We start from the raw sequence: 22,678 nt of genomic DNA on the forward strand, positions 1-22,678 counted from the left end.
CAATGCCGTGAAAAGGGGCGAAGACATTACTTCGCCCTTATATATTTTTATTGGCTTTGTTGTTCGGATTGATACCAGTTGACATGACGGGTGATGAACATGACACAGGCAATCAGGATGAAGGACAGGATGGAGCCAAATAAGAAGGTCTTGCCACTGGATTGGAGTAATAGATACATCATGCCGTAGAGCACACCCAATAAAATCCCAAATAACAGCGCAGGCTTAATCCCTTTGACCACAAAATATAAATACCATGTGATGAGACCGACACAAGCGATTGCTGCCGTTAGATAGGCGAGTGCAAAGGCATAATATTCACTGATCGAAAGTAACAACACGAAGAACACACCTTGTGCCATCGCAACCAGTGCATATTGCACAGGATGGATTTTGAGTTGTTTTAAGACTTCAAACAGGAAGAAGCAACCAAAGGTAATGATGATCACCATCACACCGTATTTAATGGCACGATCGGTTTGGGTATAGATATTGACAGGTTCTAGGAATTGAGTGGAAATACCAGAGATATTTGCTGGGGTGCCTGTATCGTATGTTTCTACCGCTGCTGTTGGTACAGGATCTTGAGCATTTAAAATTTTATAAAAGCATTGGCTATTTTCACACAGCGACACATTTTCTAAATTACGTTTACCCAGTGCGATATTTTTCCAGTCTGCTTGAAATTGGCGTTTTTCACTGGATTTTTTAAAGGGTAGGCTTTGTCCATCGTATTTGACGTCACCCCAGTTACCTGTGGCTTGATAGGTCATTTCATAACTGGTTGGAATGAAGCTGAATTCACTCAGTCCTTCAAGCTCGAACTGCAGGCCAAACTTAAAACCCTGTTGGAACTTTTGCACCAGTTCAGGGTATTGCTTAGCCGTCAGATGCATTAAGTCAAAACCGCGTTGTCCTTGGCTTTGCTCAGAAAAGTCGAACTTATAGACCTTGCCATCAATATTGAATACAGGTTTGGCATTCAGCCCACGCGCATCTTGGATTGGGAAAATAATTTCCGCCTGTTCCCATAGATAATCAAGTTTTACTTCGTTATCGATGGCCTTGAATGTACCTTTGCCTGACATCGAATTTTGATAACTGATTGCTTTGTAAATATTGCGTCTATAGGTACTGTCCGAAACTTTAAATTGAGCATTCCAGTCGGTCGTTTCAGCACCTACAGCAACAAATAGGGTTTGCGTACAGGTATAGCTTTTCTTTTGTTCATCGGTACAGGTGGTTTGCACTTGATAAGGCAGTTTTAAATAAGGGGCAACGATTTGTTGTGGACGAATTTGTTCATTGGCAATGTCGCGAATGACTTGTTGTTGATAGCTTTGACGTTCAGAGACTAAGCCCGAAATAAAAAATAAACCGATATAAAAAATTAAAATCAGGAACAAAATGGCTCCGATTTTAAGGTTGATAAAATTGCGACGCATATGAAATTCCATGGTCATTAGGATATGACCAGTATCTACATGCGATATGCGCTTCGGATGAGTTCGGTTTGAAGCTTAGATGAAGTTTGTGTGAAGTGTGAGGGTCAAGAGCACACCAGATCGATGAGTTTGTAAGACGTCGAGGCTATTTGCCTGAATATTCTGGATGCTAATCTGACCTTGATGCTGCTGAATAATCTGTTTGACGATACTGAGCCCAATGCCAGTACTGCGTTGCTGATTATGCGGACGCGGTAGAGAAAAATAGGTTTCAAATACGCGGTTTAAGGCGTACTCAGGAATCGCATCGCCCTCATTAAAAAACAGTAGGGTGATGTTGTGATGGCTTGGGTCTTGCTGAAGTTGAACTGCGATTTTACCTTGTGGTGGGCAGAAGTCTCTGGCGTTATCTAAGAGATTATTCAGCGCTTGTTTCAGCCAAAATGGATCGGCGTGGATTGCACAGTGTTGGGGGAGATCAAGCTGTGTTTGGATCTGTTTCAGTTGCAAAGCACTATGTTGTTGCTGAAAGCATTGTTGAATGAGCTCGTTCAGGTCTAAGTTTTGAAACTCTAAAACATGCTGATTTTTTTCGAGTCGGGTTAATAACAACATCCGTTCAATCAAGGATTGCAAACGCTGGCTTTGCTGGACGATATGATGGGCAAACTGTTGCTGATCAGCTAGAGGGATATCATCCTGTAGTAATTCAGCGCTGGCTTGAATCGCGGTGAGCGGGCTTTTGAGTTCATGGGTGAGAGTATTGACATAGTTCTCCACATAGCCACGATCTTCCAGTTTTTCCCGCATTTCACTCAGTGCCTGAGTCACTTGATTGAGTTCTTTAGCGGAATAAAAGAAAGGTGCCTGATTCACCGGTGCCAACGCCTGTGCATAGCGTCGAACCCGATCAATACTATGTCTTAGCCAATAGGCCACCATACTAGCCAAGAGCAGGCTGAGTGCTGCAATCCAGAGGGCTTGATAAATCAGTTGTTGCTCAGCACGTTCGATATAGGGTTGTACCGACTGATTTGGTTTGCCAATACTGACTACACCGAGCAATTGTTGCTGGTAAATAATTGGTGCTGCAATATGCATGACACTACTGTTGCGATCATAAGGATTGGTAGCAGTTGAGCGTGCACCGTATTTACCGCGCAGTGTTAAGTAGACATCATTCCATTTGGAATAGTCTTGCCCCACAGCTTGTCCTTCGGAGTCGTAGATCACGATGCCTTGGGGATCAGTAATGTACAGTTGCTGGTTAATCTGTTCTTTGCGATGCTGCCAAATGGTGGCATTCAGTTGACGGGATAACGCTGCCTGAATTTTTTGATCAAATTCTGGCGTATCCACCTGATGTTGATAGACATCTTCCGCAATCAGTTGGGCAATGATATTGGCGTTTTCAGCGAGGGTGTCTTCAACCACTTGTCGTACATTGGGTTTCACTTGTTGAGTTAGGGTATAGGCGATAAAGCCTAGACTGAGTACCACCACCAAGCTAAAGAAAAACCAGATACGGACAAAGATAGACATGCTTTAGCTCAACTTTATCAAACTATAGCCAAAGCCACGATGGGTGCGAATTGGGTCATCATGTGGGGTAATCTGTTTGAGCTTCTGCCTTAAACTCTTGATATGCGTGTCGACAGTACGTTCCAAACTATGTTCTGGATGTTCCCAAATATGATCCATCAATTGTTGGCGGCTAAACACCTGTTCTGGATGCTGAATCAGTAAAAATAACAAGCGGTATTCATAGCGAGTCAGTTGTAGCATTTGTTGATGATAATGAATCTGCAAGGACTGCGGGTTACATGACCAAATTGCCGATTGCACAATAACTTCAGTTTTCGTCGCTGCTACAGAGGCTGTAACAGGCTGAGCTTGCGCTTCCATTCTGCGCCAAATCGCTTTGATTCTTGCCACAATTTCTCGTGCGCTAAAGGGCTTGCTGCAATAATCATCTGCCCCAATTTCGAGACCAACTACTCGGTCAATTTCATCATCACGGGCTGTTAAAAACAGTAAAGGGGTTTGATCTTTTTGACGTAATTGTTTGCAGACTTCGAAACCATTCAGATCAGGGAGTCCGACATCTAAAATAATAAAATCAAAGGATTGTTGCGTCAGTAATTGCAGTGCCTGTGTTCCTGTATTGGCCCAACTGACTTGCCAACCTTCACGCTCAAGCGCATAACGTAGCGGCAGGACAATGGCGGCTTCATCTTCGACACAGAGAATTTGTTTTTGCTTCATAAGGCATGTACATACAGAATTTTCTAGTTTTATCTGCTGAGTTTAACTGAAGTTATGAGTGTAGTGGGAATATAGAATTTTTATAGGAACAAGAGGATAGCGAAAGAAGACCTGAAGTGCCCTGTAATCTTCGGATTTGATCGTCACGCCAACCACAGGAGCAGATGCTAAAAGTGAGGTTTTCTTTAGCAAAGCAAATAACAAGGATAATGTTACTGCGTTGCTTAGAGTACTGAAAACTGGATAAAAAGCAAACATAATTTTCAGCATGGATTGTACTTTTGTGTAAAAAATCAGCACTACCACAAAGAAAGTTGTGATTCTTCTTCTAGCGCCTGTAATTGATATACCCCGACGCCGACCAGACGGAATTGGAATTCTGGGACAATATGCATTTCATCCAGCAGTTGTAGTACCACTTGCCCCAAGTCTTGTTGTGATTGTAGTGCCTGCTTAAAGCTTTTACTGTGCTGTAAGACTTGGAAATTTTTAAGCTTGAGTTTGACGGTCACACCGCGAGCCGTTAGCTGTTTTTTATTTAAACTGCGCCAGACTTGCTCGGTCAAGGGCTGCCACGCATGGCTGCATTGAGCAAGGGTGTAATCATCGTCAAAAGTAATTTCCTTGGAAATCTGCTGACGTTCTCGTTCTGCTTTGACTGGTCGATGATCAATGCCTTGCGCATATAAATACAGCTGTTTGCCGTATTTGCCAAAATGATGGATCAGCACATTTTCGTCGATTTTTTGCAGATCGCCCAAGGTATGTAAATTCAGTTGCTGTAATCGTTCTTGGGTGACTTTGCCCACCCCAGGAATTTTATTCAAGGCTAAATCTTGAATAAAACGTAGCACCTGATTCGGTTTAATCACAAATAAACCATTGGGTTTGTTCCAATCCGAGGCAATTTTTGCCAAGAACTTATTCGGTGCCACGCCTGCAGAGGCGGTTAGTCCTGTGACCGCCAAAATATCAGCACGGATTTGCGCAGCGACTTCGGTGGCACTGGCAATATTCTTTAAGTTTTCAGTCACGTCCAGATAGGCTTCATCTAAAGACAGCGGCTCAATCAAAGGGGTGTATTGCTGAAAAATCTGATGAATTTGCGCTGAAACTTCGCGGTATTTTTCAAAATTGGGTTCAATCACGATGACCTGTGGACAGAGTTTTTTGGCTTGTCCCATCGACATGGCAGAACGGAGTCCAAAGACACGGGCAGGATAAGACGCTGCGGCAATCACTGCACGAGGATGATGTGAGGAAATCACCACAGGCAAATCTTTTAGCTCTGGGCGGTCTTTGAGCTCGACTGAGGCATAAAAGGCATCCATGTCGATATGGATGATTTTGCGTAACTCATTTGGCATCTTCAATGCCTTGTGCTTTCAGAAAAATCCGCCATTGCTTTGGGGATTCAGCATAAACATTTAAATCGACGGCTTTGGGAACGCCGTCGATTTTACCTTGACTGCTATGCTGCCAAAACAGCCATTGTCGACCATCTTTGAGCTCAGGTTTACCTTCATAGTCTCTGACCCATAACGGAGTGTTGTTAAAGTTCCCCATTAGGACAATATGGTAAAAGCTCTTTGAAATATAAAAAATCGGTTGTTTGCCATAATGCTGTTGCAACTGGTCATGCATGACCTGAATTTCTTTGATGAGCTGCTCTTTGGTATAGGTGTTGATGCAGTTACTGTCATATTCCAAATCAATCACAGGTGGCAGGGCATCGGCTTTTTTCGGAACGGTCGCAATAAAATTTTCGGCTTGTATAGCCCCATCACGACACAGCCGATAAAAATGATAAGCACCGACATGCAGGCCACGTTCACGTGCTTTGAGCCAGTTTTCCTGAAAGTTACGATCTTTAAAATCACCGCCTTCGGTTGCTTTGAGATAGACGAATTGATATTGCATCGGCGAGATTTTTTTCCAGTTAATCTCGCCTTGATGATGGGATACATCAAAGCCGCGAATGGAATAATCCTGTGCTGATGCTTTCTGCTGATAGAACAAACCAAAGTAACTGACCACACCCAGCATGACCGCTAAACCGATACTGGCATAAGTCGGATAATGTGGTGTCGATGGAAATTTCGCAGATTTTTTTGCCATATCGTTTGTGTTATGCGGTGCCTAAGTAATAACGCGCTTGTTTATGAGTGAATTGTACAGGTTTTGCCTTGTGAAACCTGATCTGTGTCTACAATTGTGCCACACATTTGGATGCTGCATGGTGTCCCATTTGAGCAATTTTCTGGGCATCTTTTAATCTGTGGTTTCTTTGGGAATTTGCCAGAACACCAAGGCGGTAATGATATTAATACAGCCGAGAGTGATCAAAGTGGCGTGAAAGGCGGTGCTAATCGAGGCACTGGAAAACTGTTGCCCAAACAGATTAATTAAGGTTCCTGCCAAGGCCACCCCGATACTCATGGAAAGCATCATAATCATCGACAAGAAGCTATTGCCGCTACTGGCATCCTGTTGTGCTAAGTCTTTCAAAGTTAGCGTATTCATGCCCACGAATTGCAATGAATTGAGCGTACCAAAGATAAACAGGTGCAGGACTTTTAACCACAATGGCGTTGTTGCGGTCATCAGAGAAAAACTGGCGATACATAAACCGACTAAAACGGTATTGGTGAGTAAGAAACGACGATAACCAACCCGTTGAATCAAGGGACGAATAATCGGTTTGGAAAATAAGGAGCCGAGCACCAGTGGAATCATCATTAAACCGGTATAGAAAGGTTCAAAACCAAAGGCGACTTGCAGCATCAGCGGTAAAATGAAGGGAATCGCATTACTACCGAGGCGGGCAAAGAAATTGCCCAATACGCCGATTGAAAAGATTTTGTAGCGAAATAGGCGACCATGAAACAGGGCATTTTGATGCGTATGCGCATGGTAGGCATAAGCGGTGGCTGCCAGCAGTCCGGAAATCAATAAAGCCACGCTGATCCAGCGGGAATATTGCGATGCTGCAATATTCTCAATGCCTAAAGACAAGCCTACCATTGCGACCATTAACAGGATAAAGCCACTTAAATCGAAGGATTTAACGCTTGGTTCTTTCTGGTTTGGCATGACTTTGAAGGTCATAATCATTCCCAAAATTCCCATCGGAATATTAATTAAAAAGATCCAGTGCCAAGTTGTTACTTCGACGAGCCAACCCCCTAAAGTTGGTCCCATCAATGGCCCAATCAGACCTGCAAGGCTCATCAGGCTCATGGCAGACAGAAATTGGGAGCGTGGGATCAGTTTTAACAGTGCCAAGCGCCCCACGGGCATCAGTAAGGCACCACCAACACCTTGAATGACGCGGAAAAATAATAATTGTTCTAGGTTTTGTGACAAGCCACAGCCTAGCGAGGCCAAGCTGAAAATCACCATGGAACTCAGATAAATATTGCGGATGCCAAAACGATCGGCTAACCAGCCACTGAGCGGAATACAGGCCGCAACCGACAGCACATAGGCCACAATGACGCTATGCATTTGCAGGGGATTTTCATTGAGTTGTACTGCCATGGCAGGAATTGCCGTGTTGACGATGGTGGTGTCTAAGGCTTGCATAAAAAAGCCAATCGAGACCAAGAGCACCAACATTCGGAATTCAGGCTGTACCGCTTGATGTGTTGTCGTTGTCATGAGCCATGATGGATAAAAAGGCAGTTTTAGTTTAATGCAACTGTGCGTGAAATAAAGCCTAAAATTGTCAAAGAGTGGTCATGAAACTGACATTAAAGTGTCATCGAATTTGCATCACCAACGACTAGATTAGCCATACAGAATAAATTGTATGGAATTTGATCATGAAATTTAGGATTTCAGTATTATTGACAGCGTTACTGTCGGTGGGGTTAGTGGCGTGTAATGATGACAACGACAATAGTAAAACAAACACGCCAGCAGAAGTAGTTGAAACAACCCCTGAAACGATTAAGCTAAGTTTATTAGGGCGCTATGAAACCAATGTCTTTGCCAAAAGTGCTGCTGAAATTCCCGCTTATGATGCTGTAAGCAAACGTCTCTTTGTGGTCAATGCCCAGAAGGGTTTAGTCGATGTTTTAGATGCATCTAAACCTGAAAAGCCCGTCCATATTGCAGAACTGTCTGCCCGTACCTATTTAGCCAACTCGGAAGTCAACAGCGTTGCGGTTAAAAATGGCATTGTTGCAATTGCAGTCCAAGCCGAGAAGAAAACCGATACAGGGATCGTGGTATTTTTTAATGCCAAGGACTTAAGTTTTATCAGCAAAGTTGCTGTGGGTTCATTGCCCGATATGTTGACTTTTAGCCCCGATGGCAAAACTGTTTTAGTGGCCAATGAAGGCGAGCCAAACGATGACTACTCGGTTGATCCTGAAGGTTCAGTCAGCATTATCGATATCAGCAATATTCAACAACCTAAAGCCAGCGTAGCGGACTTTAAGGCGTGGAATTCACAAAAGGCGGATTTAATCGGCAAAGGGGTACGTATTTTTGGACCAAATGCGAGTGTGGCTCAGGATTTAGAACCTGAATATATAACCATTTCTGCAGACAGCAAAACTGCTTGGGTGACATTGCAGGAAAATAATGCGATTGCTCGGATCGATATTACACAGCAGAAAGTGACGGATATTTATCCATTGGGCTATAAAGATCATGGGCAAATTGGCAATGAACTAGATGTCAGTGATAAAGACAAAAAGATTGATATCAAGACTTGGGCTGGCTTGGTCGGGATGTATCAACCTGACTCGATTGCCAATTATCAAGCCAATGGTCAAACCTATCTGGTCACTGCGAATGAAGGCGATAGCCGTGAATGGTTGAAGGATTCCAAAGCCTATTATGCGGGCGATGCCAGTAAAGGTTTTGTTGAAAATATCCGAATGAAGCATCTGTTTAACAGCAAAGGCTTTAATAAGGATGGCGATTATCCAGCACATTTACAGCAACTGGCTGCAGGGGTGAAAGGGGCAAAACTCAATCCAGTGACCTTTGCATATTGTGGCGCCACTGCGACAACTGCGGGTGCATGCCGTGATGATGCTGCATTGGGGCGTCTCAATATTGCATGGAACATGGGTTATCAAACCAATGCAGATGGTTCAGCCAAACTAGATGCCAATGGCTTGCTCACTTATGACAAGCTCTACGCTTATGGCGCGCGTTCATTCAGTATCTGGAATACTCAAGGTCAGTTGGTTTGGGACTCAGGCAGCGAGTTTGAAAAGAAAACCGCTGAATTGTTCCCGAACTATTTTAATAGTGACCACGAAGCGGTAGCTTTTGATGATCGTAGTGATAATAAAGGTCCAGAGTCTGAGGGTATTGCTGTTGGTACGATCGGTAAGAAAACCTTTGCTTTTATTGGCTTAGAGCGGATGAGTGGAGTGATGGTGTATGACATCACTACACCGAATAAACCGAAATTTATTGAATATTTTACGACACGTAATTTTGTCGAAACCGATGCGGCCAAGCAGGGAGATTTAGGACCTGAAGGTTTGATTTTCATTACGGCAAAAGATTCACCAAATGGCAAGCCTTTACTGGTGGTGGGAAATGAAGTCAGTGGCTCAACTGCTGTCTATCAAGTGAATGTGCAATAAGTTCTCAATATAAAAAAAGCGGATCGATGTGATCCGCTTTTTTTATATTGGGCGGTTTTAGACTTCGATATGGCTAGGTGTATTTAAGTTTTTAATCACACTTGAAATCTGTTCCAGTGTGTCGCAAATAATCACTTTGGCACGATGTTGCGGTGGTAAGAAGCCTTCTTCAACAGCATGATCAAGCTGTGCAATCAAGGCATCATAAAAACGATTGACGTTATAAATAATCATGGGTTTCTGATGTTGATTGAGTTGTCCCCAGGTGGCAATTTCCAGAATTTCTTCAAAAGTACCCAAACCACCTGGTAAGGCAATAAAGGCACTGGCGCGCTCTGCCATCAGGGCTTTACGTTCATGCATGCTGTTGACGATATGGAGTTCGGTCAGTTTATGGTGGGCAATTTCATAATCCAGCATAAATTCTGGAATCACACCGACTACTTCGCCACTATGTTCTAGTACAGTATCCGCAACTTGCCCCATCAGACCAATACTGGCGCCGCCGTAGACAATACCAAAGCCTTGATTGGCAATATGCTGGGCAAGCTCAATGGCTTTGTCTCGGTAAATTGGCTTGTTGCCAGTACGCGAACCGCAATATAACGCAATAAGAGATTGAGTGGTTTTTATAGGGGGAGAGCTTGTGGTTTTCTTTTCAGTCATTATCAGAACACTATTCATTCGTTTATTTTCACCTTATCATTTTCGCTGTGCTTGTCTAGGCTAAATCAGGTTTGTGACAGTTTTATGCACATTTTACATACAATGTACTTTTGTCGCGTCTCGAAAGAATTTGAAAACATCCTCAACACAAAAAAAGATGAATTTCACTGAAATCTTGCCTATACTAAAAATCCTTTTATTAATTTATGTACCTCTATGAGTAGTGGTTGTTGTCGCTCCGCATTGTTCTTATTTCCTAAAAAAAATGTTTTGGCTGTTTGTGCCGACCTTTTAAAATCTCAACTTCATAACAATATTGCTGATTTTGCAGAGGAGTCACCTCAATGATTCTGGAATGGATGTCAGATCCTGCTGCTTGGGTTGGCTTAGCCACATTGGTGGTGCTTGAAATTGTATTAGGTATTGATAACCTTGTTTTTATTGCAATTTTGGCAGAGAAATTACCACCAGAACAACGTAATGCTGCGCGTAAAATTGGTTTGATTCTCGCCCTGTTAATGCGTTTGATCTTGCTTGCTTCGATCGCATGGGTGGTGACATTAACTACACCGCTGTTCCATATTTTTGATCATCCGTTCTCTGGACGTGATTTGATTCTGCTGTTTGGTGGTGTGTTCTTATTGTTTAAGGGCACCATGGAACTGCATGAGCGGATTGAAGGTACACAAGCACATAAAGAAGAAAATCCAGTGCATGCCGTGTTCTGGATGGTTGTGGTGCAGATCGTGGTCCTTGATGCTGTCTTCTCGCTTGACAGTGTGATCACTGCAGTGGGGATGGTGAAAGAGCTTTCGGTGATGATGATCGCGGTAACGATTGCGATTGGTATCATGTTGCTGGCTTCACGCCCATTGATGGATTTCGTCAATAAGCATCCAACCGTGGTGATCCTGTGTCTTGGCTTCCTGATGATGATTGGTTTCTCATTGGTGGTCGAAGGTTTCGGTTTCCATATTCCAAAAGGTTATTTATACGCTGCGATTGGTTTCTCGGTATTGGTGGAAATGGTCAACCAAACCATGCGCCGTAACCAAGAGAAATTGGTCACCACCACTGATTTACGTTATCGCACTGCCTCTGCCGTACTGCGTATGTTGGGTAGTAAAGGCAATGGTAATGAAAGTCAGAACAAAGAAGCGGAAGATGTGTTAGCGACACAGGCCTATGCCAAAGAAGTCTTTGATGAAGACAATGGGGTATATCATAGTGTCTTGGTTCAAGGGGTCTTGGGTTTATCTGAGCGTCCAGTTAAGTCGGTGATGACACCACGTCCAGAGTTGGAATGGTTAGACTTGGATGACGATCCTGCTGAGTTAAAAGAACGTTTAATGGCAATGACCCATTCGCGTTTGATCATTGCGCGTGGCGAGTTAGACAATATCGAAGGGATTGTTCTCACCCATAAAGTATTGAATGAATACATCGAAACAGGTGCGATTGATTTCAGTAAACACTTACGCGAACCTGTGATTGTGCATGAAAATGCACAAGTCCTGATGGTGATGGAGCAATTACGTCAAGCACCGTTGCAAATGGCGATTGTCCTGAATGAATATGGTTCGATTGAAGGGATTGCAACACCGATTGATATGCTAGAAGCAATTGCAGGTGAATTCCCTGATGAAGATGAATTGGAAGCAACTGCCGAAAGTCTAGATGATGGTTCGATGTTGTTAGAAGGTTCAACCGATATTCGTCATGTTTCTTTGTTATTGGGCAAAGATTTGGTCGATGAAAGCGAAGAATACTCTACTTTGTCGGGCTATATCTTATTCCATCTGGGTCGTTTACCTGAAAATGGTGACATGATTGAAGTGGATGGTTATCGTTTTGAGGTGGTGACAATGGATGGGCACAAGATTGAAAAAGTGCGCATTATCGCGAAAGAGAAGACGACCGAGAAATAATTAAGTTTTAGCAAATAGCCTTTGAGTTTGACCTTGTGGTACAAGGTTTGTCTCAGGGCTATTTTTATTTGAGAATCGGAAATGACATCATCACAAGATTGTCCATGTGGGCAGGGGCAATATGCTGCGTGCTGTCAGCCTTTGCACTTAAAACAGCAAGTTGCTCAAACTGCAGAACAATTGATGCGTTCACGTTATAGTGCTTTTGCCTTGCAGCAGATTGACTATATTTTGCAAACGACAGCCTTGGGGCAGCAAAGCGCTTTAGATCGGGCTGCGATTGCTGACTGGAGTCAATCGAACCAATGGCTCAAACTGGACGTGGTGCAGCATCAACCCAAGCTAGATAAAACTCATGCGTTGGTTGAGTTCAAGGCACATTATCATGATGGTACACAAGCCCATGTTCATCATGAAATTTCACATTTTGTATTGCACCAACAGCAGTGGTATTTCCTTGACCCGACGCTGGACATGCAAATCACCATGAAACAACCCTGCATTTGTGGCTCGGGGAAAAAATTTAAGCAATGTTGTGCGCAATTCATCTAAGTTTGTCTTAGAATAGCGCACACTTTTACGCCTGATTTAGGGATGTAGGCAGATGTTACTCACCGTAATTTATATTATTGCCATTACTGCGGAAGCGATGACAGGCGCATTGTCCGCAGGTCGACGCAGTATGGACTGGTTTGGTGTGGTGCTGATTGCCTGTGTCACGGCATTAGGTGGTGGCTCAGTACGTGATGTGCTGCTCGGGCATTATCCTTTGACCTGGGTCAAACATCCTGAATATTTGGTGCTGACCTGTATTGCGGCCTTTGTCACCATTATTATTGCCAAGTGGATGCGCCATTTGCGTAATATCTTCTTGGTACTGGATGCCTTGGGTTTAATTGGCTTTACCATCATTGGTTGCCAGATTGCGTTATCGATGGGGCATGGCTTTGTGGTGTCTGCGGTCGCTGGGGTATTAACTGGAGTATCAGGTGGTATTCTGCGTGATATTTTGTGTAATGACGTACCGTTGGTGTTCCGTCGTGAGCTCTATGCCAGTATTTCCTTTGTTGCGGTAATTTGTTATTGGGTGTGTTTGGAAGTTGGTTTGCCACACGATCTTACCGTGATTTTTACTTTGGTTTTTGGCTTTACCTTACGTTTGATTGCGATCTATTTTGGTTTGGAAATGCCAAAATTTATTTATAAAGAAGATGATGCCGAGTCCGCGTCTTCAACCGATGAGCATTGATTGGAAAGCATGCCTGCAATTTAGTTTATTGCAGGTTTAATGCCTACTTAGAATTATTGATCTTAAATATGATCACTTTTATACGATTATTAAATTAAAAATGAATCTTTTATCTGTGCAAGAAATGGCTCCCGAAGTGATGGAGTTAGATGTAAGTGAGCAAATAAAAACAGGACTTAATTATTGTCTAGGACGCAATGGAGTCGTTCAAAATCTCTTGTTGGGTAGAAATTGGTTATGGATTGCTGCTACCTATAATCAATCACTTGTTGCTGAATATAATTGGGCTTCAACTTGGATGGCGCAACCCATCTATAATGAAAATGACATGATTTATACTGAAGAGCTTGAGGCACTTGCTGAACAAGGTAATGCTGCGGCGTTATATCTGTTAGGTGTTTACTATTCAGGTTCGAATGAAGATGAACATTTGGATATTGAGCTTGCATTAAAATATTATGAGAAAGCCGTACAGCAGCAGTTTCCGCCTGCGATTAATAATCTTGCAGATAAATATGAAAATGGCACTGGCGTTGCAAAAAATTTAAAAATAGCCTTTGAGTTTTATTCTGCCGCAGTCAATCACGCAATTGCAGCATCTCAGTTTAGCTTGGGTCTTTTTTATTTAAAGGGGCTTTATGTTGAGAAAGATGACGAAGTTGCTAGAGAGTGGTTAAAAAAGGCGGAGAAAAATGGCTGGTTTCCAGCATCAGAAATTCTATTGAATATGCTGCATTAAGCTTAACAAGACACCATTTGACGTTTAAACAACAACAAGGGCTTGTCACAACGCCTTCATCCACATAGCATACAAAACATTGACGATAATAAATGATTTTGGATGACTCGCTGAAATGACCAGCCTTGCACATCATGCAACAGAAAACCGTTCCGTAGCCGAATTCACTGAGCAGGCTTACTTGAACTATGCCATGTACGTGATTATGGATCGTGCATTGCCCCATATCAGTGATGGTTTAAAGCCTGTACAGCGCCGTATTGTCTATGCGATGAGCGAGCTCGGCTTAAAGTCGACAGGCAAACCGAAAAAATCGGCACGTACTGTCGGTGACGTACTCGGTAAATACCATCCGCATGGTGACTCCGCCTGTTATGAAGCGATGGTATTGATGGCACAGCCATTTAGCTATCGTTATCCACTGGTTGAAGGTCAGGGCAACTGGGGTTCGCCTGATGATCCAAAATCATTTGCGGCCATGCGTTATACCGAAGCCAAACTTTCGGCTTATAGTGAGTTATTGCTGAGTGAACTCGGGCAAGGCACTAGTGAATGGCAGGATAACTTTGATGGTTCGATGAAAGAACCAATCACCTTACCTGCACGTATTCCCAATATTTTATTGAATGGTACCACGGGGATTGCGGTCGGGATGGCAACCGATATCCCGCCACATAACTTGCGTGAAGTGGTGAAAGGTACCATTGCGCTGATTCGTAATCCTGAAACCACCGATGAAAAATTAGCAGAATATATTCCTGCCCCCGATTTACCGACCAAAGCTGAAATTATTACTCCGCCTGAAGAATTACTGAAAATTCAAACCACAGGTCGTGGTAGTTATCGTGTTCGGGCGGTGTATACAGTCGAAAAAAATGAAATCGTGATTAGCGAATTGCCATATCAGGTTTCTGGTTCAAAAGTTGTGACTCAAATTGCCGATCAAATGATTGCCAAGAAGTTGCCACTAGTTGCCGATATTCGAGATGAGTCTGATCATCGCAATCCAACCCGTTTGGTAATTGTGCTGCGTTCCAATCGTGTCGATGCCGAAACGGTGATGAGTCACTTATTTGCAACAACTGATTTAGAATCAAGCTATCGTGTCAACTTGAATATGATTGGGGCGGATGGTCGCCCACAGGTGAAATCGATTCGCCGCATCTTGCTCGAATGGATTGAGATTCGTAAGCAAACGGTAACGCGTCGTTTGCAATATCATTTAACCAAAATTGAAAAGCGTTTACATATCTTGGCAGGTCTTTTAATTGCCTACTTAGATATTGATACAGTGATTCGGATTATTCGTGAAGAAGACCAGCCAAAACCTGTATTAATGCAGCATTTTGGTATTGATGAGATTCAAGCTGAAGCAATTTTGGAACTCAAGCTCCGCCATTTAGCCAAGCTTGAAGAAATGGAAATTCGCCGTGAGCAAGAAGAGCTAGAAGCCAAAGCTGCTATTATTCGTGAGCAATTGGCAAATCCAGAATCATTGAAAAATCTTATTATCGGTGAGCTAAAAGAAGACGCGAAAAAATTTGGTGATGATCGCCGTTCACCAATCGTTGCCCGTGCAGACGCGGTTCAGATTAAAGAACAAGATTTAATGCCAGCTGAAGCAGTGACCGTGGTCTTGTCAGAAGCTGGATGGGTGCGTGCTGCCAAAGGTGCGGAAGTCGATGCTGCTAATCTTAACTTCCGAGCGGGGGATCAGTATTTAAGTCATGCTGTGGGTAAAACCAATCAGCGGGTGTACTTCTTGGATGAAACAGGGCGTAGTTATGCCTTGCCAATTAGCAGCTTACCGTCGGCGCGTGGCTTAGGAGAACCGCTCAGTTCAAAACTATCTCCAGCCAGTGGTGTTTCATTTATTCAAGTGTTTATTGATGACGATAATAGTGAATTACTTGCGGTCAGTTCGAAAGGTTATGGTTTTAAAACCCAAGCTGCGCAACTGGATACCAATGCCAAAGCCGGTAAGGCGTTTTTGACGGTTGCAGATAAGGCAACGGCTTTACCATTGCTGCCAATTCAGCAAGCAAGCCATGTTGCAATTCTCAGTTCATCAGGGCGCCTACTGATTATTGATTTAGCTGAACTTCCAGTTCTGAATAAAGGTAAAGGTAACAAGTTGATACAACTTGATGAAAAAGAGCAAATTTTATCCATGACAACCCTGAGTTTAGATGAAATAATCCAAGTCGCTGCAGGACAACAGCATCTCAAACTGAAAGGGGATGATCTCCAAAAATATCTAGGAAAAAGAGCAACAAAGGGGCAACTTTTACCACGCGGATATCAAAAAGCAAATAGACTCTTCATTCAGAGATAAGGCTAGTATTCTGTGATACAAATACGTTATATATGACAATGTATTCATATTGTTTGGATAGATTGACAGGGCAATTCAAAAAGTTAAAAAAAATGTTTTGTCATGGACGTAACGTTGTTACATTTTTAAGGATTACCACTCGGAGATAATGGCATTATGGAAAAGATTTGGTTTGCTGAATACCAAAAGACAGGAATTCCAGAAACAGTTGAACTGCCTGCTGAAAACACCTCACTTGTTGATATTTTTGAACGCAATTTCCAAAAATTTGGTTCACGTGATGCCTTTATCTTCATGGATAAAGTTTTAACGTTTAATGAATTAGAAGTCGCTAGCCGTAAATTCGCTGCTTATTTACAAAGCTTAGGTTTAGCAAAAGGAACACGTGTTGCGGTCATGATGCCGAACGTTTTCCAATATCCAGTGGTGGCTTTAGGGGTATTCCGTGCAGGTTTAGTGCTTGTAAACGTGAACCCACTGTATACAGCGCGTGAGCTTGAGCATCAATTGAATGACTCGGGTGCTGAAGCGTTGGTAATCATTGAAAACTTTGCCAGCGTTTATCAAAGCATTATTGGTAAAACACCTGTGAAGCATGTTGTGGTGGCTTCTGTAGGTGATATGTTGGGTACGCTAAAAGGTACATTGGTCAACTTCGTGCTACGTAAAGTGCGTAAGCAAATCCCAGCGTGGAATATTCCGGGCCATACCAAATTTAATGTTGCATTAAACAAAGCCAATCCAAGCAATTATAAACGTCCAAGCTTAACCTTAAGCGATACTGCGGTCCTGCAATATACGGGTGGTACTACAGGTGTTTCTAAAGGTGCTGAATTAACGCATCGTAACCTTGTGGCGAACTTACTTCAGTGTGAAGCCATTTTCTCAAGTAAGTTTGGTACTTCTGACAGTGCGAAAGGTGATCGCATTGTTTGTGCATTGCCGCTGTATCACATCTTTGCATTCATGGTGTGCGCGCTTTACGGTATGTACAAAGGCCAAGCGAATATCTTGATCCCGAATCCACGCGATTTACCTGCCGTTGTTGGTGAATTACGTAAATACCAACCTTCATTCTTCCCAGCGGTAAACACTTTGTTTAATGCTTTGGTGAACAATGAAGAATTTAAACAGCTTGACCATAGCAATCTGAAGATGGCGATGGGTGGTGGTATGGCAGTATTGCCATCGACTGCAGCAGCATGGAAAAAGATCACAGGTACAACCATTATCGAAGGTTATGGTTTATCTGAGACTTCGCCAGTTGCAACAGCAAATCCACCTGCGACAACTGAATTCAGTGGCACCATTGGTATTCCATTGCCATTAACTGAAGTTGCAATCTTGGATGACGACGGTAATGAAGTTGCACTAGGTGAACAAGGCGAAATCTCGATCCGTGGCCCACAAGTGATGAAGGGTTATTGGAACCGTCCAGACGAAACTGCCAAAGTGATGACTGCTGACAATTACTTCCGTACCGGTGATATCGGTGTGATGGATTCACGTGGTTATGTGAAGATTGTTGACCGTAAGAAAGACATGATCTTGGTATCTGGCTTCAACGTTTATCCAAGTGAAATTGAAGAAGTGATTGCGAAACATCCTAAAGTATTGGAAGTGGCTGCAATTGGCGTTCCAGATGAAAAATCAGGTGAAGTGCCAAAATTATTCATCGTGAAGAAAGATCCGTCTTTAACCACTGAAGAAATTATTGCTTATGCAAAACAAAACCTAACAGGTTATAAGTGCCCACGTTATGTTGAGTTTATGGAAGAATTACCGAAGTCAAACGTAGGTAAAATCTTACGTAAAGACTTACGTAAACCAGCTTAAGCATAAAGCTAAAAAAAGCGCCGCAATTGCGGCGTTTTTTATTTGGATTTATTTAGTACGATTTGATTTCATTAACCAGCGATCGATATACGGTCGTCCGATACCGACAATGCCGACAAAAACCACCATGGTTGCCAGTTGGAAACGTAAACGGGTTGGATCAATACCATTAAAGCTAAAATAATTATCAGCAACAGCATAGAGCACAATCACTGCTAGCCAGTGCCATAGGGTCAAACGGTAAATACCGACCGCATAGAAGGCAATGCTGAGGATCACAAAAGTACCCAAGGTCGACTGCCAATTCAGATTTGCACAAATGACGCTGAGTAAAAACGCCATGATTGGGAGCACGACTTTCAATACACGATCAACCAAAAGCTGATGTTGTCGTTGCTGTGCCAGAACATCAAACATTTCTTTTTGATCTTGCTGCTGCATAGGTTGACCTTAAAACTGTATGAAAAAACACAACTTTTACACAAACATGCTGTGTAAAAGAAACGCTTGTTGAACAAGCACAAATGAAAGTTCAATAAATTATAGATTATGATAGCATGATCAGAAGAACTTCAAATGATGGATCTCAGCATGCAAGGTATTAGCGGCATTATATTGATGATTATAGTCGCATGTTTGTTGCCGTATGTGTTTACCTTGATTGCGAAATCAAAAGGTGGTTTTCAAGCAAAAGATAATCAAAATCCGCGTGAGTTTTTAGCCAAAACCACGGGCTTGTCTGCACGTGCCAATGCGGTGCAACAGAATAGCTTTGAAAGCTTACCTTTGTTTATCGCTGCGATTTTGATGGCTGAATATATGGTGGTACCAGAGCGATTCATTTTTAGCTTGGGCTGGGCCTATGTTGTATTTCGCGTGATTTATGGGATTTGTTATTTAGCCAATCTTGCAACTTTGCGTTCAATCATTTGGTTTTTCTCGCTACTTTGTCCAATTTTACTGTTCGTGATCACAATCAAAATGACTTAAGCATGGCTGGCTATAAAATTCACCAGCTCGGCGTATATCTAGCATCATTTTCATTGTATTCACGTTATAATCTGTCCGATTTACATCTGACTTCACAATATAAACGAGTGTTGATATGAGCTATAGCAATATTCCTGCGGGTAAAGACGCACCAAACGACATCTATGTCATCATTGAAATTCCTGCAAATGCAGCGCCAATCAAATATGAAATCGATAAAGATTCAGATGCGTTATTTGTAGACCGTTTCATGGGTACAGCAATGTTCTATCCAGCAAACTACGGTTATGTACCAAATACATTGTCTGAAGATGGTGACCCATTAGACGTACTTGTTGTAACTCCACACCCTGTCGCTGCTGGTTCTGTGATTCGTTGCCGTCCAGTCGGTAAATTGAAAATGGAAGATGACGGTGGTATCGACGCGAAACTCATCGCTGTTCCACACGAAAAATTATCTCCACTTTATAAAGATGTTCAAGAATATACGGATCTTCCACCGTTATTGATCAGCCAAGTTGAGCACTTCTTTGCTCACTACAAAGATTTAGAGCCTGGTAAGTGGGTGAAAATCAGTGGCTGGGAAGGTGCAGATGTTGCGAAAGCAGAAGTACTTAAAGCAATCGAAGCTGCTAAAAAGTAACTTTGAAATATTAGACCAAGCTTTAGTTTTTTAAAGTTTGGTCATAAAAAAACTCCATTCATTTGAATGGAGTTTTTTTATTGCTTGATCAACTGTGAATTAGAATAATTTCACAGGGATATCAAGCCAGATACGCCATTCGTTGGTATCACCGATATAGTTACCCGCTTGATAAGCATCGCTTGCACGGTAATAAGAGTGACGTAAACGTAAGCTTGCATCTTTTGCAAAACCAGATTGAACGGTGTATTTCACTTGGTTAAAGAATTCACGTTCTTGAGCATTGTCTGTTACGTTTTTAACTTTAATGTCCCAACCGTAAACAAATGCAGTGGTCCAGCTTAAGCCAGGAACACCATAACCACCAAAGTCGACGTTATATTGTAATTGCGCAGATTTTTCGCTGTTACCAATAAAGTCAGATAGGTAAGAGTTTGGTAAATAGATACTTTGAGCGCCATCAGCGTTCTCGCCGTAGTCATAACCAGTGTTGCCATTGTTTTGTTGATAAGCCAACATCACGCTGTGCGGACCAGTGTTATAGGTCGTAGAAAGCGCCCAAATGGTATTTTTGCGATTAGACAAATCATCAGTCGTGCTTGAATACGTTGTCGCTTTTTCATCCCACTTAGTATGATAAGCACTTAAGTCATAAGTCAGTGCGCTATCTTTATCCAAGGGTTGTTTATAGTTCGCATTGACATAATGACGTTTTAGTTTGTCTTTGCTATCCATGCCAAAATAAGATGTACTTAAATTGTCATCGAATTTGTATTTTGCGCCCCAAACCACAGCACTATCAAGCTTTCGGCCATCGCGATTGATTTGATCAGAGTATTGGTCTTTGGTGAATTTACCCGCTGTTAATTCTAAGCCATCAATCTCACGGCTAGTTGCCAAAACACCTTCAAAGTATTCAGGAACCAAACGCGTGGTATTACTTGCCAAGACAGGTAGGTCTAGAATTTGAGTACCATAAGTCACAGTTGTATTCGAGATACGGGCTTTAACAAAACCGCCACCACGTGCCCAGTGATCATAAGCCGAACCATCTGGACGTTTCGGAATCATACCGTTGCCAGAATTGTTGTTTGAGCCTAATTTGAAAGAACCGTCACCGATCACACCAACACCAAAACCGATTAAACCTTGAGTAAAACCAGTTTCCAGTTTTACCATTGCAGTTTGGGCATATGAGCTAGTATCTTTAACTCGTATTTCTTCACCTTTTTGATCAATGTAGTTTTTCTTGTCACGATTTAAATAACCAGTACGGAATAAAATATCCCCTTTGGCATCTTCAACAAGTCCTTTTGCTTCGCTTTGTTCGCTTGCATATGTTGAGGTAATTAACGCGGCATTAATCAAAACCGCTAAAGTAAGTTTATTTGCCTTTGGCATAGCTCGCCTCATTAAAAAAAATAAATTTGGGATAAGACCGAAATTTTGACCAATTGTATAAGTTATGCATAAAAAAGATAGATTTTTATTAAAATAATTTAATTATTATTAAATAAAATACTTATATAATTTTATGATTTGTTTCTCGTTTAAAAAGTCATCAAATTAAATTTAAGATAATGATTTTTATATATTAATTAATTTAATTTGGTTGTAAAATGAGCTGTATATTTTTTGATTTATTTTTATAAAAATATGTGATTTATTGCTGTATTTTTTCTTTTTATTGAAAGAGTTATTTTTTCTTTGTTTAAAAAACAAGCGAATCGATTTGCAAAAAATGACATCCCGACGAATGACAGTGACTGATCAATCCAATAGTTACAGCGCTTCAGGCTGATTTAAGTTTTTTGTTCATGCACTTTTATAGAACATTATTGATTTTTACGGCATAACGCCGATCTTTTAAGCATTTCGAATGATTTTGTTTTTATGGATATGCCTCTTTTTTGTGCAAAAAAAATGCTTAAAATCTCTGCTGCCTTGAAATCGCTCAAAAAATAAAAAGATTTCCTGACAAAGCGCAATTCGGAGGCATTGATATTCTTGTATCGGCACTTTTATGGAACGGAATCGAGATTTGACGCAGCTTTTATAGAGTTGGCACAGCAATTGCTAATTACTTTGCGATGCAATTTAAAACATAAATCAGTCGAATATCCATCATGGGGGAGATCAATATGATGAAATTTGCATGTAAAGCGATCGCGTTGAGTATTTGTGCAGTGACTTCGACTTTTGCTATGGCGGAAGATAAGCCTTCACTTTATGGTGTAACGGCATCAGGTAATGTCTCTGCAACAACAGACTACCGTTTCCGTGGTGTAACACAATCCTCAAATAATCCTGCGATTCAAGGCGGTTTTACATTCTCACATACTTCAGGTGCTTATCTAGCTCTTTGGGGATCGAGTGTTGATTTTGGTATATCAGGTGTATCAACTGAAACTGACGCTACATTAGGTTTTACCAATAGTTTTGCTTTGACCGATAAAATTAAGCCAGTATATGACGTTGGTGTTATCCATTATGGTTATATTGGCTCTAAGTCAAATTATACAAATAGCTATAATGGTAAAAAAGGTCTGGCATTTACTGAAGTATTCGGAAAGTTAACATTCCCTGAAACCATTTTTGCTGGTGATGCTCTAAGTGTTGGTGTGAATTATTCGCCAGATTACTGGGGTAGAAGTGATGATTTTTGGTATTTTAACCTTGGCTATTCTGCACCAATTGCGGATACAGGCTTAACAGGTCTTGCATCTGTCGGTTACAACAAACTCAAAAATGCAGACTCATTAAGTGTTGTTGCTGGCGGGCCCGGCAAGGACGATAACTATGTTGATTATAAACTGGGTGTAAATTATAACTTTCTTGGTATCTTAGCTGAGGTTGATGTGGTTGGTACAAATATCAGTAAATCTGGTATGACTAATGCGCAGAAGAAACCATATGACACTGGTGTGTTATTTAGTTTGACCAAAACCTTCTAATATTCTTCGAATAAAT

At 41.9% G+C, this 22,678-nt stretch carries 19 protein-coding genes; 10 read left to right on the forward strand and 9 right to left on the reverse strand.

Annotated elements, in window-relative coordinates:
- Window positions 1-47 precede the first annotated feature (47 nt).
- The 6 genes from creD to mdtD form a co-directional block, all read right to left on the reverse strand.
- A complete protein-coding gene (gene creD, locus F885_RS13890) occupies window positions 48-1,445 on the reverse strand; it encodes a cell envelope integrity protein CreD (RefSeq protein ID WP_005314690.1) in 1,398 nt (465 codons plus the stop codon).
- 75 nt (window positions 1,446-1,520) lie between these two features.
- The gene (gene creC, locus F885_RS13885) at window positions 1,521-2,987 is read right to left on the reverse strand and encodes a two-component system sensor histidine kinase CreC (RefSeq protein WP_005314691.1); all 1,467 of its coding nucleotides are present in this window, start codon (window positions 2,985-2,987) and stop codon (window positions 1,521-1,523) included.
- 3 nt (window positions 2,988-2,990) lie between these two features.
- Window positions 2,991-3,710, reverse strand: coding sequence for a two-component system response regulator CreB (gene creB / locus F885_RS13880; protein ID WP_005314692.1), 720 nt, complete (start codon window positions 3,708-3,710; stop codon window positions 2,991-2,993).
- A gap of 299 nt (window positions 3,711-4,009) precedes the next feature.
- Entirely contained in the window at window positions 4,010-5,077 is a 1,068-nt protein-coding gene (dinB, locus tag F885_RS13875; RefSeq protein WP_005314693.1) for a DNA polymerase IV, read from the reverse strand.
- Entirely contained in the window at window positions 5,067-5,828 is a 762-nt protein-coding gene (locus F885_RS13870; RefSeq protein ID WP_005314694.1) for a glycoside hydrolase family 25 protein, read from the reverse strand. The genes dinB and F885_RS13870 overlap by 11 nt, the downstream gene beginning before the upstream one ends.
- Window positions 5,829-5,981: 153 nt before the next feature.
- The gene (mdtD, locus tag F885_RS13865) at window positions 5,982-7,370 is read right to left on the reverse strand and encodes a multidrug transporter subunit MdtD (RefSeq protein WP_005314695.1); all 1,389 of its coding nucleotides are present in this window, start codon (window positions 7,368-7,370) and stop codon (window positions 5,982-5,984) included.
- Between the two features lie 164 nt (window positions 7,371-7,534).
- Between mdtD and F885_RS13860 the strand changes: the two genes are divergently transcribed.
- Window positions 7,535-9,322, forward strand: coding sequence for a choice-of-anchor I family protein (locus F885_RS13860; protein ID WP_005314696.1), 1,788 nt, complete (start codon window positions 7,535-7,537; stop codon window positions 9,320-9,322).
- A 57-nt stretch (window positions 9,323-9,379) separates the two neighbouring features.
- On the opposite strand, the gene F885_RS13855 is transcribed toward F885_RS13860, so the two are convergent.
- Window positions 9,380-10,006: an LOG family protein gene (locus F885_RS13855; RefSeq protein ID WP_032859160.1), complete on the reverse strand. Its 627-nt coding sequence runs from the start codon at window positions 10,004-10,006 to the stop codon at window positions 9,380-9,382.
- A 326-nt stretch (window positions 10,007-10,332) separates the two neighbouring features.
- Here F885_RS13855 and F885_RS13850 point away from each other — a divergent pair, with 326 nt between their 5' ends.
- The 6 genes from F885_RS13850 to F885_RS13825 all read left to right on the forward strand — a co-directional run bounded on the left by F885_RS13850 (window position 10,333) and on the right by F885_RS13825 (window position 18,075).
- The gene (locus F885_RS13850) at window positions 10,333-11,916 is read left to right on the forward strand and encodes a TerC family protein (protein ID WP_004802070.1); all 1,584 of its coding nucleotides are present in this window, start codon (window positions 10,333-10,335) and stop codon (window positions 11,914-11,916) included.
- An 81-nt stretch (window positions 11,917-11,997) separates the two neighbouring features.
- Window positions 11,998-12,468, forward strand: coding sequence for a YchJ family protein (locus F885_RS13845; protein WP_005314698.1), 471 nt, complete (start codon window positions 11,998-12,000; stop codon window positions 12,466-12,468).
- Window positions 12,469-12,520: 52 nt separating this feature from the next.
- Window positions 12,521-13,165 (forward strand): trimeric intracellular cation channel family protein, encoded by a 645-nt coding sequence (locus F885_RS13840; RefSeq protein WP_004802075.1) that lies wholly within the window; start codon window positions 12,521-12,523, stop codon window positions 13,163-13,165.
- 100 nt (window positions 13,166-13,265) lie between these two features.
- The gene (locus F885_RS13835; RefSeq protein WP_005314699.1) at window positions 13,266-13,904 is read left to right on the forward strand and encodes a tetratricopeptide repeat protein; all 639 of its coding nucleotides are present in this window, start codon (window positions 13,266-13,268) and stop codon (window positions 13,902-13,904) included.
- 115 nt (window positions 13,905-14,019) lie between these two features.
- Window positions 14,020-16,239 (forward strand): DNA topoisomerase IV subunit A, encoded by a 2,220-nt coding sequence (parC, locus tag F885_RS13830; protein ID WP_005314701.1) that lies wholly within the window; start codon window positions 14,020-14,022, stop codon window positions 16,237-16,239.
- A 156-nt stretch (window positions 16,240-16,395) separates the two neighbouring features.
- Window positions 16,396-18,075: a long-chain-fatty-acid--CoA ligase gene (locus F885_RS13825; protein ID WP_005314711.1), complete on the forward strand. Its 1,680-nt coding sequence runs from the start codon at window positions 16,396-16,398 to the stop codon at window positions 18,073-18,075.
- Window positions 18,076-18,123: 48 nt separating this feature from the next.
- Here F885_RS13825 and F885_RS13820 read toward each other — a convergent pair whose 3' ends face one another.
- Complete coding sequence (locus tag F885_RS13820; RefSeq protein ID WP_004656392.1) at window positions 18,124-18,516, reverse strand: hypothetical protein; 393 nt, start codon at window positions 18,514-18,516, stop codon at window positions 18,124-18,126.
- Between the two features lie 150 nt (window positions 18,517-18,666).
- On the opposite strand from F885_RS13820, the gene F885_RS13815 reads away from it, so the two are divergent.
- Together F885_RS13815 and ppa are read left to right on the forward strand one after the other, a co-directional pair.
- Window positions 18,667-19,065 (forward strand): MAPEG family protein, encoded by a 399-nt coding sequence (locus F885_RS13815; protein ID WP_005314714.1) that lies wholly within the window; start codon window positions 18,667-18,669, stop codon window positions 19,063-19,065.
- Window positions 19,066-19,180: 115 nt separating this feature from the next.
- Entirely contained in the window at window positions 19,181-19,708 is a 528-nt protein-coding gene (gene ppa, locus F885_RS13810) for an inorganic diphosphatase (RefSeq protein WP_004656389.1), read from the forward strand.
- A gap of 99 nt (window positions 19,709-19,807) precedes the next feature.
- On the opposite strand, the gene F885_RS13805 is transcribed toward ppa, so the two are convergent.
- The gene (locus tag F885_RS13805; protein ID WP_005314717.1) at window positions 19,808-21,109 is read right to left on the reverse strand and encodes an OprD family outer membrane porin; all 1,302 of its coding nucleotides are present in this window, start codon (window positions 21,107-21,109) and stop codon (window positions 19,808-19,810) included.
- 740 nt (window positions 21,110-21,849) lie between these two features.
- Here F885_RS13805 and F885_RS13800 point away from each other — a divergent pair.
- Window positions 21,850-22,662 (forward strand): TorF family putative porin, encoded by an 813-nt coding sequence (locus F885_RS13800; RefSeq protein WP_005314719.1) that lies wholly within the window; start codon window positions 21,850-21,852, stop codon window positions 22,660-22,662.
- The last annotated feature ends 16 nt before the right edge of the window (window positions 22,663-22,678 follow it).

The sequence above is a fragment of the Acinetobacter higginsii genome (assembly GCF_000369845.1).
Classification (GTDB): Bacteria; Pseudomonadota; Gammaproteobacteria; order Pseudomonadales; family Moraxellaceae; genus Acinetobacter; species Acinetobacter higginsii.